11 protein-coding genes are annotated in these 13,017 nt (G+C 71.5%); 4 read left to right on the top strand and 7 right to left on the bottom strand.

Features of this window, described 5'->3' with window-relative positions; all coding sequences use genetic code 11:
• A complete protein-coding gene (locus AB0D57_RS17075; RefSeq protein WP_362072513.1) occupies positions 1-1,155 on the bottom strand; it encodes an acyl-CoA dehydrogenase in 1,155 nt (384 codons plus the stop codon).
• Positions 1,155-2,354, bottom strand: coding sequence for an amidohydrolase family protein (locus AB0D57_RS17070; RefSeq protein ID WP_362072511.1), 1,200 nt, complete (start codon positions 2,352-2,354; stop codon positions 1,155-1,157). Before AB0D57_RS17070 ends, AB0D57_RS17075 begins: the two co-directional genes overlap by 1 nt.
• Positions 2,355-2,532: 178 nt before the next feature.
• On the opposite strand from AB0D57_RS17070, the gene AB0D57_RS17065 reads away from it, so the two are divergent.
• Positions 2,533-4,077 carry an AMP-binding protein gene (locus AB0D57_RS17065; protein ID WP_362072509.1) on the top strand — a complete coding sequence of 515 codons (1,545 nt, stop codon included), beginning with the start codon at positions 2,533-2,535 and terminating at the stop codon, positions 4,075-4,077.
• Between the two features lie 363 nt (positions 4,078-4,440).
• Here the strand turns inward: AB0D57_RS17065 and AB0D57_RS17060 are convergent, their stop codons facing one another.
• Positions 4,441-4,953, bottom strand: a complete 513-nt coding sequence (locus AB0D57_RS17060) for an EF-hand domain-containing protein (protein WP_362072507.1) — start codon at positions 4,951-4,953, stop codon at positions 4,441-4,443.
• Between the two features lie 166 nt (positions 4,954-5,119).
• Positions 5,120-5,500 carry an STAS domain-containing protein gene (locus AB0D57_RS17055; RefSeq protein WP_362072504.1) on the bottom strand — a complete coding sequence of 127 codons (381 nt, stop codon included), beginning with the start codon at positions 5,498-5,500 and terminating at the stop codon, positions 5,120-5,122.
• Positions 5,501-5,880: 380 nt separating this feature from the next.
• On the opposite strand from AB0D57_RS17055, the gene AB0D57_RS17050 reads away from it, so the two are divergent.
• Both AB0D57_RS17050 and AB0D57_RS17045 read left to right on the top strand, forming a co-directional pair.
• Positions 5,881-6,462, top strand: coding sequence for a sigma-70 family RNA polymerase sigma factor (locus AB0D57_RS17050; RefSeq protein ID WP_362072501.1), 582 nt, complete (start codon positions 5,881-5,883; stop codon positions 6,460-6,462).
• Positions 6,459-7,907, top strand: a complete 1,449-nt coding sequence (locus tag AB0D57_RS17045) for a maleylpyruvate isomerase N-terminal domain-containing protein (protein ID WP_362072498.1) — start codon at positions 6,459-6,461, stop codon at positions 7,905-7,907. The genes AB0D57_RS17050 and AB0D57_RS17045 overlap by 4 nt, the downstream gene beginning before the upstream one ends.
• A 96-nt stretch (positions 7,908-8,003) precedes the next feature.
• Here AB0D57_RS17045 and purU read toward each other — a convergent pair whose 3' ends face one another.
• Complete coding sequence (gene purU / locus AB0D57_RS17040) at positions 8,004-8,885, bottom strand: formyltetrahydrofolate deformylase (protein WP_362072495.1); 882 nt, start codon at positions 8,883-8,885, stop codon at positions 8,004-8,006.
• Between the two features lie 150 nt (positions 8,886-9,035).
• The gene (locus AB0D57_RS17035; RefSeq protein WP_362072492.1) at positions 9,036-9,569 is read right to left on the bottom strand and encodes a hypothetical protein; all 534 of its coding nucleotides are present in this window, start codon (positions 9,567-9,569) and stop codon (positions 9,036-9,038) included.
• Between the two features lie 85 nt (positions 9,570-9,654).
• Between AB0D57_RS17035 and AB0D57_RS17030 the strand changes: the two genes are divergently transcribed.
• Positions 9,655-10,953: an ABC transporter substrate-binding protein gene (locus tag AB0D57_RS17030; protein WP_362072489.1), complete on the top strand. Its 1,299-nt coding sequence runs from the start codon at positions 9,655-9,657 to the stop codon at positions 10,951-10,953.
• A gap of 43 nt (positions 10,954-10,996) precedes the next feature.
• Here the strand turns inward: AB0D57_RS17030 and AB0D57_RS17025 are convergent, their stop codons facing one another.
• A complete protein-coding gene (locus AB0D57_RS17025; RefSeq protein WP_362072487.1) occupies positions 10,997-12,967 on the bottom strand; it encodes a hypothetical protein in 1,971 nt (656 codons plus the stop codon).
• Between the last annotated feature and the right edge of the window lie 50 nt (positions 12,968-13,017).

The raw sequence follows: 13,017 nt of genomic DNA, 5'->3' as shown, positions 1-13,017 counted from the left end.
TCACCGCCCCTTCGGCAGGCCCAGGATCCGCTCGGCCACGATGTTGTGCTGGATCTGCGAGGTGCCGGCCGCGATGGTGTACGACAGGGAGCTGAGTCGGTCGAGGGTCCACTCCCGGCCGAGGTCGAGGGATTCGGGGCCGAGCACCTCGGCGGCGGCGTCGTACAGCTCCTGCCGCGCCTGCGAGTACCGGAGCTTGAAGACCGACCCGCCGACGCCCGGAACTCCCCCCGTCCGCTGCGACTCACTGACGTTCCACTGCGTGAGCCGCCACAGCGCGCGGAACTCGGCGTTGAGCCTGCCCAGCCACCGCCGTAGCGCCGCGTCGTCCCAGCGGCCGTTCCTCCGCGCCTCACGGGCGACCTCGCCCAGCACGCGTCGGCAGGCGACGACTTCGCCGACGAAGGCGGTACCGCGCTCGTACGACAAGGTCACCATCGTCACCCGCCAGCCGTCGTTCTCCGCGCCGACCCGGTGGGCGACCGGCACCCGCACCTCGTCGAGGAAGACCTCCGCGAACTCGGTCGAGCCCGCGAGCGTACGCAGCGGACGGACCGTGATCCCCGGCGCGTCCATGGGCATCGCGAGCCACGTGATGCCGCGGTGTTTCGGGGCGGCCGGGTCGGTGCGGACCAGCAGTTCGCACCAGTCGGCGACCTCGGCGTGGGAGGTCCAGATTTTGGACCCACTGACCACGTAGTGGTCGCCGTCCCGCCACGCGCGCGTGCGCAGTGCCGCGAGGTCCGAGCCGGCGTCCGGCTCGCTGAACCCCTGGCACCACACCTCCTCGCCGCGCAGCACGGGCGGCAGCCAGCGCGCCCGCTGTTCGGGGCTCCCCTCGGCGGCGATGGTCGGCCCGGCGTGCAGCAGCCCGACGAAATTGGCCCCTACGTAGGGGGCGCCCGCGTTTTCCGTCTCCTCCAGATAGATGAGGTGCTGGGTGGGGGTGGCTCCCCGGCCGCCCGCGTCGACGGGCCAGTGCAGCCCCGCGTACCCGGCGTCGTACAGCATCCGCTGCCACCCGAGGTCGTACGCCCGCCTGCCCGGCCAGTCGTCCGGGGTCGGCTTCGGGGGCAGCGAAGGGAGCACCTTGGCGAGCCACTCCCGCAGCCGCGCCCGGAACTCCTCCTCTTCAGGCGTGTACGCGAGGTCCACTACAGGTCACGGTCCAGATCCAGGTCCAGCATGCGGATGGCGTTGCCCCGCATCAGCTTGTGGATCGTCTCGTCGTCCAGGCCCTTCACATGGTCGAGGGCGACTTCCTTGGTGTGCGGGAAGGTCGAGTCGACGTGCGGGTAGTCGGTCTCGAAGGTCGCGTTGTCCCGTCCCACCACGTCCAGGGACGCGACGCCGTGCTTGTCGCGGAAGAAGCAGCAGAAGATCTGCCGGTAGTAGTACGTCGACGGGGGCTCGGGGATGAGGTCGCGCACCCCGCCCCAGGCGCGGTGCTCCTCCCAGACGTCGTCGGCGCGCTCCAGGGCGTACGGGATCCAGCCCATCTGTCCTTCGGAGTAGGCGAGTTTGAGGCGCGGGAACTTCACCAGGACACCGCTGAACAGGAAGTCCATCATCGAGGCCATCGCGTTGTTGAAGGACAGCGAGGCCTGGACGGCGGGCGGGGCGTCCGGGGAGGCGGCCGGCATCTGGGAGCTGCTGCCGATGTGCATGTTCACGACCGTGCCGGTCTCCTGGCAGATCGCGAAGAAGGGGTCCCAGTAGCCGGAGTGGATGGAGGGCAGCCCCAGGTAGGTGGGGATCTCCGAGAAGGTCACGGCCTTCACGCCCCGGGCCGCGTTGCGCCGGATCTCGGCGACCGCCAGGTCGATGTCCCACAGCGGGATCAGGCACAGCGGGATCAGCCGGCCGCCGCTGTCGCCGCACCACTCCTCGACCATCCAGTCGTTGTACGCGCGTACGCAGGCCAGAGCCACTTCCTTGTCGTGCGCCTCGGCGAAGGTCTGCCCGCAGAAGCGGGGGAAGGTCGGGAAGCAGAGGCTGGCCTCGACGTGGTTGAGGTCCATGTCCTTGAGGCGCTCGACGGGGTCCCAGCAGCCGCGCCGCATCTCCGCGCGCGTGATGCCCTCCAGCGTCATCTCGTCGCGGTCGAAGCCGACGGCGGCGATGTTGCGCTTGTACGGGAACTTGAGGTCCTCGTAGATCCACCAGTCGGTGGGCGGACCGTCCGGGTCCATCGTGATGCGGTACTTGCCGGCGACGTAGGCAAGCTCGCCGATCCCGGCCGTGAGGGGCTTCGGCCCACGGTCGCGGTACTTGCTCGGCAGCCAGGTGTCGAAGAGGTGCGCGGGCTCGATCACATGATCGTCGACGCTGACGATCCGCGGCAGTTCCGTCATGAGTGGCCTCCGCCTGGGCTGCGTATCCGCACGCGTGCCCGATCTGAATCTGATGACCCGTCAGAAAGGTGTCACAAAGGAGGCTAGCTCCGCACCCCTGGACCGACAAGGCGGTGCGGCCTACGCTCTGGCCAATATCTGACTGCCCGTCAGCTGAGGTTGACCACAGGGGGCCGCCGTGAAGGACACCGACACCGACACCGCCCACGCTCTGGGCGCATCACGCACCCTCTGGGAACTGGTCGCCCGCCGCGCCGACCTCACCCCCGACCGGCCCGTCCTCCTCCAGGACGACCGCTCCCTGACCTTCGGCGCGCTGCGCGAGCGCGCCGAGCGGGTGGCGGCCGGCCTGTACGACATGGGCGTACGCCCCGGCACGGTGGTCGCCTGGCAGCTGCCCACCCGCATCGAGACCGCGCTGCTGTCCTTCGCGCTGGCCCGCCTCGGGGCCGTGCAGTCGCCGGTCATCCCCTTCTACCGGGACCACGAAGTCGGATTCGCGGTCCGGGAGTCCAAGGCGGAGTACTTCGCCGTGCCGGGCGAGTGGCGGGGCTTCGACCACACGGCGATGGCCCGGCGGCTTGGTGCGAAGGGGGTGTTCGAGGCGTACGACGTCCTGCCGGACGGTGATCCCGCCGTACTCCCCGGTCCGCCCTCCGACGGCACCTCGGTCCGCTGGATCTACTGGACCTCGGGCACCACCTCCGACCCCAAGGGCGTCCTGCACACGGACCGCTCCCTCATCGCGGGCGGCTCGTGCCTCGCGCACGCGCTGCGGCTCTCGGCCGACGACGTGGGCTCGATCGCCTTCCCGTACGCGCACATCGGCGGGCCCGACTACCTGGTGATGCTGCTGCTGTACGGCTTCCCCGCGGTGATGTTCGAGCACTTCGCGCTGCCGGACGCGCTGGAGGGATACCGGAAGCACGGGGTGACGGTGGCGGGCGGTTCGACGGCCTTCTACTCGATGTTCCTCGCCGAGCAGCGCAAGCGGCCGCAGGAGCGGGTCATCCCCACGCTGCGGCTGCTGGCGGGGGGTGGCGCTCCCAAGCCGCCCGAGGTCTACCACTCCGTCGTACGCGAGATGGGCGTGCAGCTCACCCATGGGTACGGGATGACCGAGGTCCCGATGATCACGATGGGGGCGCCGGACGACACGGTCGAGAACCTGGCGACGACGGAGGGGCGGCCGCCGGAGGAGATGGAGATACGGATCGTGGACGGGGAGGTGCGGTTGCGCGGGGAAGCGGTCTGTCAGGGGTATCTGGATCCGGCGCAGACCGCCGAGGCCTTCGACGCGGACGGGTTCCTGATCACGGGTGATGTGGGACACCTGACGGAGAGCGGGCACCTCGTCCTCACCGGTCGCCTGAAGGACGTCATCATCCGCAAGGGCGAGAACATCTCGGCGAAGGAGATCGAGGATCTGCTGCACCGGCACCCGGCCGTCTCGGACGTCGCGGTGATCGGGCTGCCGGACGCCGAGCGCGGCGAGCGGGTCTGCGCGGTGGTCGAGCAGCCGCCGGACGCCGACGCGCTGACCCTGCCCGCCGTGACGTCCTACCTGCGCGCGGCAGGCCTCTCCGTACACAAACTGCCGGAACAGCTGGAGGTCTTGGACGCCCTCCCCCGCAACGAGACCTTACGGAAGGTACTCAAGTACAGGCTTAGGGAGCGGTTTTCGGGGGGTGCGGGGGGCGCGGGGCGCGAGGACGTCCGGTAGGCCCGGCGCCGGAAACGTCGGGAGGCCGCAAAGGGGCCGGGAAGCCCGGAGCCCGCGAGGCCGCGAGGCCGCGAGGCCGCGAGGCCGCGAGGCCAGGGAAGCCATACGGCTCGGGAGTTGCCCGTACTTCGGGGAGTCCGGGCACCCCCGAAAGCCCAAACACTGCGGAACCCGAGCCTTCCGAAGCTTCGGAAGGCCTGCGGAGCCCGGGGTGCGGGGAGCCTGGGTCGCGGAGGCCCCGGCAACCCAGGTCGCAGAGACCCCGGCAACCCAGGTCTCGGAAAGCCCGCGAACCCGGAGGACTCGAGAACCCGGAAAGCCCGGCGGGAGTAGAGGTTACGGGGGGGATCGGGGGCCGGGCCCCTACTCCGGGACCGTGAAGTAGCGGGCGAACGCGGCCACGATCTCCGCTTCGCCGATTCGGCCGTCGGCGTCCGTGTCGAGGGCCGCGGCCGCCGCGGCGGCGACGTCGTCGCGTACGCCCAGGGCCTCGAGTACGCGCACGGTCTCCTCGACGGTGGCCGCGCCGTCCCCGTCGGTGTCCGCGACGGCGAGGGCCGCGTGCAGGAAGGGGCGGGCGATCTCCCCGAAGCCGTCCGGGTTGTCGTGCAGCCGCTTCACGGCCCCGCTGACGAACTCCTCACGGGTGATCCGCTGGTCTCCGTCCCGGTCCGCTATCCCGGCCATGCCCTGCCAGAAGGCCTCCGCGCCGATGTACAGGGCCTGGCCCTTGTCCGACCGGGCGGTGGTACCGAATGCGGCGAGGACCGCCTTCGCCGCGGCGTTGAAGTCCTCCCGGTCGATGTAACCGTTGCCGTCCTGGTCGAAGCCGGCGAACCGCCTGGCGATCCTGCGTTCGTACTCGATGCTGACCATGTCTTTCGGGCCTGCCTTACGTCACGTGGGGTGCATCTGGCACGGAGCGTACGACGACCGGGGCCACCACGGAGCGGGAAAACGACGCTTGCGCCAAGACCGGAGGAATTCTGCGACAACGATGTGGCCGCGACGTGACGTTGCCCGGCCGCGGACGTGACGCCGATCACGCCGACAGAGGACTCGCCTCCTCGTCGACGGCCGAGGAGATGTCCGGATAGACGTCGAAGAGACGGCGGACGCCCAGGGCGGCGAGGACGCGGTTGACGTGGGAGGCGTCGGTGACGCTCTGGGCCGGCAGGATCAGCCGCAGGCGGCCCTGGCAGGAGCGGACCAGGCGGCGGGTGGCGATCAGGACGCCGACGCCGCTGGAGTCGCAGAAGAAGACCTCGGAGAGGTCGAGGACGAGACTGCGGCGGCCCTCCGCCACCGCGTCGTGCACCCGCTGGCGCAGCACGGGCGATGTCACCAGATCCATCTCGCCGGACACCTGGAGCACCGCCCACTCGCCCTCTTCGCCGTCGGTCACCTTGAGCGCCACTGCCACGCCTCTCGCTCGCCTTGCTCGCCGGAAACGGAAGGAGTTCCTACGCTTCCTTTCAGCGCGGCTGCCCCGCCGTCGTTCCATGAAACACCGGTTGGGGACCGATGAAACGTCGGTCTACGGTCGAAAATGCTGGACGAGCGAGCGATTTCGGTCGCTTACTGGTCACATGCGGAACGATTCGATCGAACCTAGGGGGGCAAGTGATGGGCTTCTACCACCAGCGCCCCGCCCAGGGGCGCACATTGACGTAAAGGGGCGTGCGCTCTCACACGTGCCGACTACATTCAAGACTGCAGTGCACACACGCTGAACAGGTACAGCCAGCGGTAGAAGAGGGACAGGCGCCGGGCACGAGCAGGGGTGAGGGGTGAGGGGGCCGCATGGCGAAGAAGGACGCACCGCCCCGCTGGGACCGCAAGATGCAGCAGCGGCTCGCACGCGGGGAGGCGGCGGCGCTCGGTGAGCTCTACGACCGGTTCGCCTCGCTCGTACACGGCCTCGCCCACCGCGTACTCGGCGACGAGCGCGCCGCCGACAGCATCACCCGCGAGGTGTTCGCCCACGTCTGGGAGAACCCGGAGTCGTACGACCCGAAGCAGGGCCCCCTGCGCTCCTGGGTCGCCACGCTGGCCCACCGGCTCGCCGTGCAGCGGCTGCGTGTGACCGAGACCGCCGCGCTCGCCCGGGACGGCGGAGGCACCACCGAGGAGTTGGAGCGCAAGGTGCGCAGCGCGTCCGTGGCCGCCCGCGCGGACTACATCGTCACGTCCATGCCCACCCCCCTGCGGGCCGCCCTGGAGCTGGCGTACTTCCAGCGCCGCGACTACCGACAGGCCGCCACCGACCTCGGCGTCACCGAGGACGAGGCCCGCCGTCGGCTCCGCCTCGGCCTCCAACTGCTGTCCACCGCCCACGACGCCGGGCCCACCGGAGCACCGCCCGAATACGGAGGTGCGCGGTGAAGGGAGGAGCGGACCGGTTCGAGGCGTTCGACGAGCACGAGGAGCCTCCCGAGAAGCACGAGAAGCACGAGAAGTACGAGGGGAAGGACGGGGACGACGAGGAGACGGGCGTCGACGAGAGTGACGTAGCCCCCAAGGGGTCCGGGGCTGCGCCCGAGGGAGGCTCGGGCCGTGGCCCCGGCGGGCCCGAGGGCGGAGGCGCCGGGGAGCCCGCCGATCCGGGGCGGCCGCCGCGCATACCCACGCCGCGCCTCTCCGTCGAGGACACCGGGCTGCCGCTGCCCGAACCGACCCCCGCCCCGGCCCCCGAACGCGCGCCGCTCGTCCTCGAGCACCGGGTACTGAAGGCACTGCTCGGCGCCTGGGCGCTGGCCGCCTGTTCGACGCAGGAGACCGCAGCGGTCGAGGAGCACCTCGGGGACTGCGGCTCCTGCGCGGACGAGGCGCTGCGGCTGCGCGAGGCGGTCGGACTGCTGCACCCGCCGGAGAGCCTCGATCTCGACCCGACGCTGCGCACCCGGGTCCTGGAGAGCTGCCTCGACCGGCGGCCGCCGCGGATCCCGGTGCCCGAGTGGGCAGCCGCCTACGACGCGGAGACCGCGCGGCTCGACGCGCTGCTGCAGGACATAGGCGATGCCGAGTGGCACGCGCCCGTGCGACTGCGCTGGTTCGAGGGCAACGAGCCCACCAGCCGTCGCACGACCGTCGCCGGGGTCATCGCGCATCTGCTCACCGTGGACGGGCTGGTCGGCGTCGCACTGGGCCTGGAGGACCCGCTCGGTGCCGCGGCCGCGAAGGACCCGACGCCGAAGGACGCGACCCCCTCGGGGCGCACCGAGGCCTACTGGCGTACCTCGCACTTCCCTCCCACCCGGGCTGTGCGCGGGCCCTGGCGGGAGCAGAGCCACCACATCATCCGGACGGTGTCGTTCGCGGGCGGAGGCTCCGGGCGGCTCGCCGTGTCGTACGGCGGCTTCGAGCTGCCGCTGCGTGACTCGATGCTGGACCGCGCCTTCGAGTGCTGGGTCCACGCGGGGGACATCGCGGACGCGGTGGACTATCCGTACGAGCCGCCGGCGCCGCGCCATCTGCACCGGATGATCGATCTGGCGGCGCGGATGCTGCCCGGCTCGCTCGCCGAGCGCCGCCGGGCAGGGCTGTCGGCTCCGCCGCCGCGTCGTCTCGTCGCGGCGGGCGCGCCGGGGCGCAGCCTGCGTCTGGAGATCGAGGGGTTCGGGGGAGGCGACTGGCTCATCCCGCTCGACGCTCCTGGCGCCGTCGCCTCCGCCGAGCACGAGGTCGCGCATGTCGCGCTGGACGGCGTGGAGTTCTGTCGCCTGGCGGCGGGACATGTGTCGCCCGAGGAGGCGGCCGCCGGGCAGGACGGGGACCGGGAGGCGATCAGGGATGTGCTGTTCGCCGCGGCGTCGTTGAGCCGGATGTAGGTTGCCGCCCGCCGATCCCGTTGCCCGGCGCGCGGGCGGGGCGGGAGCGGGCGGGCGCACCTGGGGGCGGAGCCCCCAGGGACATGACCGTCCTCGCTACGCGAAGATCACCGTGCGTCGCCCGTTCAGCAGGATGCGGCGCTCCGCGTGCCACTTCACCGCGCGCGCCAGCGCCTGGCACTCCACGTCGCGGCCGATGGCGACGAGCTGGTCGGGGGTGACGCCGTGGGCGACGCGCTCGACCTCCTGCTCGATGATCGGGCCCTCGTCGAGGTCGGCCGTGACGTAGTGGGCGGTGGCGCCGATGAGCTTGACGCCCCGGGCGTGCGCCTGGTGGTACGGCTTGGCGCCCTTGAAGCTCGGCAGGAAGGAGTGGTGGATGTTGATGATCCGGCCGCTGAGCTGCTTGCACAGGTCGTCGGAGAGCACCTGCATGTAGCGGGCCAGGACGACGAGTTCCACCTGCTCCGCGCGGACCAGCTCCAGGAGCTGCGCCTCGGCCTCGGCCTTCGTGTCCTTCGTCACCGGAATGTGGTGGAAGGGGATGTCGTACGACGCCACGAGCTCGGCGAATTCCGTGTGGTTGGACACCACGGCCGCGATCTCGACGGGCAGCGCTCCGGTCCGCGCGCGGAACAGCAGGTCGTTCAGGCAGTGGCCGAACTTGCTGACCATCAGCACGATCCGCATCTTGTCCTCGGCCCGGTGGATCTGCCAGTCCATGTGGAAGGAGTCACCGATCGCCGCGAAGCTCGCGCGCAGCTTGTCCAGGGTCACCGGCGCCTCCGCCGAGAAGTGGACGCGCATGAAGAACAGTCCCGTGTCGTGGTCGCCGAACTGCTGACTGTCCTCGATGTTGCAGCCGGTCATGAAGAGGTAGCTCGAGACGGCGTGCACGATTCCCTGCTTGTCCGGGCAGGAGAGCGTGAGGACGTACTGCTCGGCGGGCCCGGCGGCGCGGACGGACTGCTCATTCATGCAGGACAGGGTCCCATATCCGGGTCGCCCGACGGGTAGCCGTCCCGCCACACGGACCCCGGAATGGACACAGCCGACACAATGGACACCGCCGACACGGCCGACCTGTCCGAAGCGTCCGGCACACCCGCACCGACCCGCACGAGCCCCTTACGCGGACCGCGTCATGATCCGCAGCACGTCCAGCGTCCGCGGCGGTACGTCCGCATCGTCCCCGTCGCTCACGGCCAGACGTACATGCGCGTCCCGCGCCGCCCGTACCGCCTCCGGCCATGCCTCGTGGTTGAGGTACGCCGAGACGGGCGCGTCGGGCCCGACCTGGTGCATGATCCGCAGGACGCGCAGCACGGCGCTGTCGACGAGGGCCGCTTCCTGGGAGTCCCGGAATATCGTGCCGACGTATTTCTCGGCCGACCAGTTGTCCAGCCAGGTGTCCTCGACCAGACGGTACACGGCGTCGGTGACGTCGCCGTAGCCGTCGATTCCGGCGAGCCAGACGTCGCGCTGGAAGGCGGGGTCGGAAAGCATGTGCAGCGCGGAGCGCACATTGCTGCGCCAGCGCCACCACGGCATGTCATTCAGTGGCATGTCGCCCATGGTGGATGAGCGACGGCCGCGACGGGAAGAGTTCTCCGAACCTTGCACAGTCGTCGATCGTACGTTCCCTGTGAAAAAACAGATCATCACCCCCCGCAATTCACCTCTACGTCACCTCGCGTTGACCACGGGTCACTCCCGGGTTAGTGATGTGGGGGAATCGTGCGGGTCTATGACCGGCAGGCAACGCACCAGTAGCACCTTGTCCAAACTCTCCCCGCGTGTGAGGGCCGCGCTGCTGTCCGCGGGCGCGCTGGCCGCGTGTGCGTCGATCGCCGTCGGATGCGGTGTCATCCCTGGTGCCACGGGGGGCTCCGGGGACGACCCCATCACTGTGATGACCTGGGCGCCGCAGGGGACCGCGGCGACCAACAAGCCCGGCATGCCCGCCATGGCGCAGGCCTATGCGCGCTGGGTCAACACGCACGGCGGCCTCAACGGCCACAAGCTCAACGTCCTCATCTGCAACGACCGCAACGACACCGTGTTCGCCGCGAAGTGCGCCCGGCGCGCGGCCAGCGAGAACGTGGTCGCGGTGGTCGGCTCGTACAGCCAGCACGGCCGCTCGTTCCTCGCCCCGCTCGAGGCCGCCGGCATCCCGTACATCGGCGGCTACGGCGTCACCGAGGACGAGTTCACCAGCCCGCTCTCCTATCCGATCAACGGCGGCGACCCCGCCCTGCTGGCCGGTCTCGGGGAGCAGCTCGGCGGCAAGTGCGGCCCGGTGGCGCTCATCCGCCCCGACACCGTCGCCGGCGACCAGCTCCCGGTCCTGCTCGACTCCGGTCTGAAGGCGAAGGGCCACACGTCCGCCACGGACCAGCGGGCCGCCGAGGACGCCACCGAGTACTCCGGGCAGACGCAGCTGGCGCTCGACCGCGCGACCTCCGACACGCTGAACAAGGGCTGTGTGGTGCCGGCGCTCGGGGACCGCACGAGCACCTTCATGGACTCCTTCCGGCGCGCCCGCCAGGACTATCCGACGGTGGGTACGGGCACGGTGCTGGGCAGCATCGACCAGCCGCAGATCAATGCCAGCGGCGGCAAGTCGAGCCCGTACGAAGGCTCGTACGTCACCGGCTGGTACCCGGCGGCAAGCGACCCGAGCTGGGACCCGATGCGCGAGGTGATCAAGGAGAAGGCCTTCGGCGACAACCGGATCGACCCCGCGGACCCCGGCGTGCAGACCACCTGGATCGCGTACAACGTGCTCAAGGCGGTCGTCACGTCGATCGGAGACGGCGAGGTGACCGAGCTCACGATCCGCCAGGCCCTCGACGACGGTCTCAGGGTGAACACGGGCGGGCTCACGCCGACGCTCAGCTGGCGCTACGAGGACCTGATCGCGGCCGTCGACTTCCCGCGCCTGGTCAACGCCAACGTCACCTTCCAGGTCGTACGCCAGGGTCAACTGGTGGCGGCGCGACGAGGGTTCGTCAACGTGTCGAAGACACTGGAGAGCGCCGGCTGACGGCGCGGACCGGGGCCCAGGAGGGCCGCCGGACCGCGACGGCTCACAGCTGGATCGGCGTGCGCTGCGTCAGTCCGTACGTCGACGCGATGGAGTTCCACAGCTTCGCGGCCTTCGCCTTCTGCGTGCTCGCGATACCGCTCGCCGCGTTGCCCGCCTGGGTCTGGCCCGTGGTGCGGGCCTGGCCCTTCCTGCAGCCCTTCTTGCCGCTGGCCTGGTCGGCCCAGGCCGCGTAGTGGTTGTCCGCCGACGCGGACGCCTTCCAGGCGCTGGTCAGCGAGGTGGTCAGCGCGGCGTTGTCCGGGAGCTTGTCGACCGAGAGGGCGGCGAGCCGGGTCACCAGCTCGGTCCGCTGCTTGGCCGCGTCACGCAGATCGGTGGCCGCCTGGGCCAGGTTGTTGCACGCCTTCACGTTCGCCACGGCCTTGACCACCGAGTCGCGGCTGCTGTTGCTGTCCGCCAGGAGCTTGTCCAGCTCGACCGCCTGCGCCTTCGCCGGGTCGACGGACGCCGACGGGGAGTCGTCCGTGGTCGGGGCCGTCGCCGACACGGGCTTGCTGTTGTCGTCCGTGCTGTCGCCACCCCCGCCGCTGCTGAGCAGGGCGCCGGCACCGATGCCGAGCACGGCGATACCGACGCCGACGGCCGCGATCAACGGGACACGCGAGCCGCTGCGGCCACCGCGCCCGCCACCATGCCCGCCACCGTCACCGCTACCGCCGTCGGCCGCGCCACGCCGCGTGGCGGCCCGCCCGCCCGGTGCTCCGGGCATCCCCGGGGCCTGCGGGGACGGCTGCTCGAACCGCGGCAACTGCTGCGTGGACGCGGGCCCCTCCGGCTCGCCCGGCCCGCTGCGGAAGAGGCTGTCGAACTCCGCCGGCGGCTGCCGGTCCGCCGGCGCACCCGGGCGTATCCCGTACGGGGCGGCGCCCGGCTGCGCGGGCACGGGAGGGATGTACTGCGTGGCCTCGGCGTCGGAGTGCGCGGCGGGAGGCAGCGGTCCGGCACCGGTTCCCCCCTGGGGCGCGCGCCCCAGGAACTGCGTCGCGTCCGCGGGCACCTCGGGCGGCAGAGCACCCGGTCCCACCGGCGGTATGTACTGCGTGGCCCCCTCGGCGGGCGCCGCGGCGACGGGCGGCAGGAACTGGGTCGCGCCCTCGTCGGCGGCCGGGACGGGCGGAATGTACTGCGTGGCGCCCTCGTCGGCGGCGGGCGGCAGAGCACCCGGAGCTGCGGCGGGCAGGGAGGCCGCGGACCCTGCGGCGCCGTACGCGTCCGGTGTCTGCGGGAGGCCGTGCCTGGCGTGCCCGGGGCTCTGCGGGAGTGCGTGCCCGGACTGCGGAGGCTGCCCGGCCGCCTGGCCCGGGGCCGCGTACCCGTCGGCAGCGTGCGCGCCCTGCGCCTGCTGCGGAGCAGGGCCATCCTGGCCGCCGTACGAAGGGGCCTGCTGGTCGCCACCGTACGAAGGGGCGGCCTGCTGACCTCCGTATGAGGGGGTCTGCTGTCCCGCGCCGTACGACGGACCCTGCTGCCCCTCGTACGACTGCGGCGGCGCGCCCTCGGCCGGCAGTGGCCCGGCAGCGGGCGCATCCTGCGCACCGTACGTCGGCGGCGGGCCGAAGCCCTGCGGCGGCTGAACCGCGTGCGGGTCCTGCTGCTGGGCCGTGCCCCAGCCCTGTTCGGGGGCCGACGGCGTGGCCCAGCCCTGGGACGACGCGTCGGGGGTGCCCCAGCCCGGGGTGGGGGCGGTGGGCTGGGACGGTTCGGGCGCACCCCAGCTCTGGGTGCCGTTCATGGGCGGTCCCCAGCCGTCACCGGGCTGCGGGGCCGGCGCCGCCGACTGGTCGGGGCCCCACGGCCGGTCCCAGGCCTGGCCGTCCGCGGGGACCGCCGCCGGGACCGCGCGGTCACCCGTCGTGCCCGGCATCAGGGGCGCGCCGCCGTCCGAGGGCAGCACGATGCCTTCGCGCGCGGGGCGCGCCGAGGGCTGCTCGCCCTGTCCACTCTGCGTCACCGGGACTCCTACTAATGGGGGACCTTCGGAACCGTCGGCTCACGCTACCG

Origin of the sequence: Streptomyces sp. NPDC048275, from assembly GCF_040652275.1 — a bacterium.
Lineage (GTDB): Bacteria > Actinomycetota > Actinomycetes > Streptomycetales > Streptomycetaceae > Streptomyces.
Note: the sequence above shows the minus strand (reverse complement) of the source record. Positions and strands in the feature narration are given on the sequence as shown.

Excerpts from the sequence above, each read along its gene's own strand:
- AB0D57_RS17060 (WP_362072507.1), bottom strand. The coding sequence starts at position 4,953 with ATGGTCAGCATCGAGTACGAACGCAGGATCGCCAGGCGGTTCGCCGGC.
- AB0D57_RS17030 (WP_362072489.1), top strand. The coding sequence starts at position 9,655 with ATGACCGGCAGGCAACGCACCAGTAGCACCTTGTCCAAACTCTCCCCG.
- purU (WP_362072495.1), bottom strand. The coding sequence starts at position 8,885 with ATGAATGAGCAGTCCGTCCGCGCCGCCGGGCCCGCCGAGCAGTACGTC.
- AB0D57_RS17050 (WP_362072501.1), top strand. The coding sequence starts at position 5,881 with ATGGCGAAGAAGGACGCACCGCCCCGCTGGGACCGCAAGATGCAGCAG.
- AB0D57_RS17035 (WP_362072492.1), bottom strand. The coding sequence starts at position 9,569 with ATGATCTGTTTTTTCACAGGGAACGTACGATCGACGACTGTGCAAGGT.
- AB0D57_RS17070 (WP_362072511.1), bottom strand. The coding sequence starts at position 2,354 with ATGACGGAACTGCCGCGGATCGTCAGCGTCGACGATCATGTGATCGAG.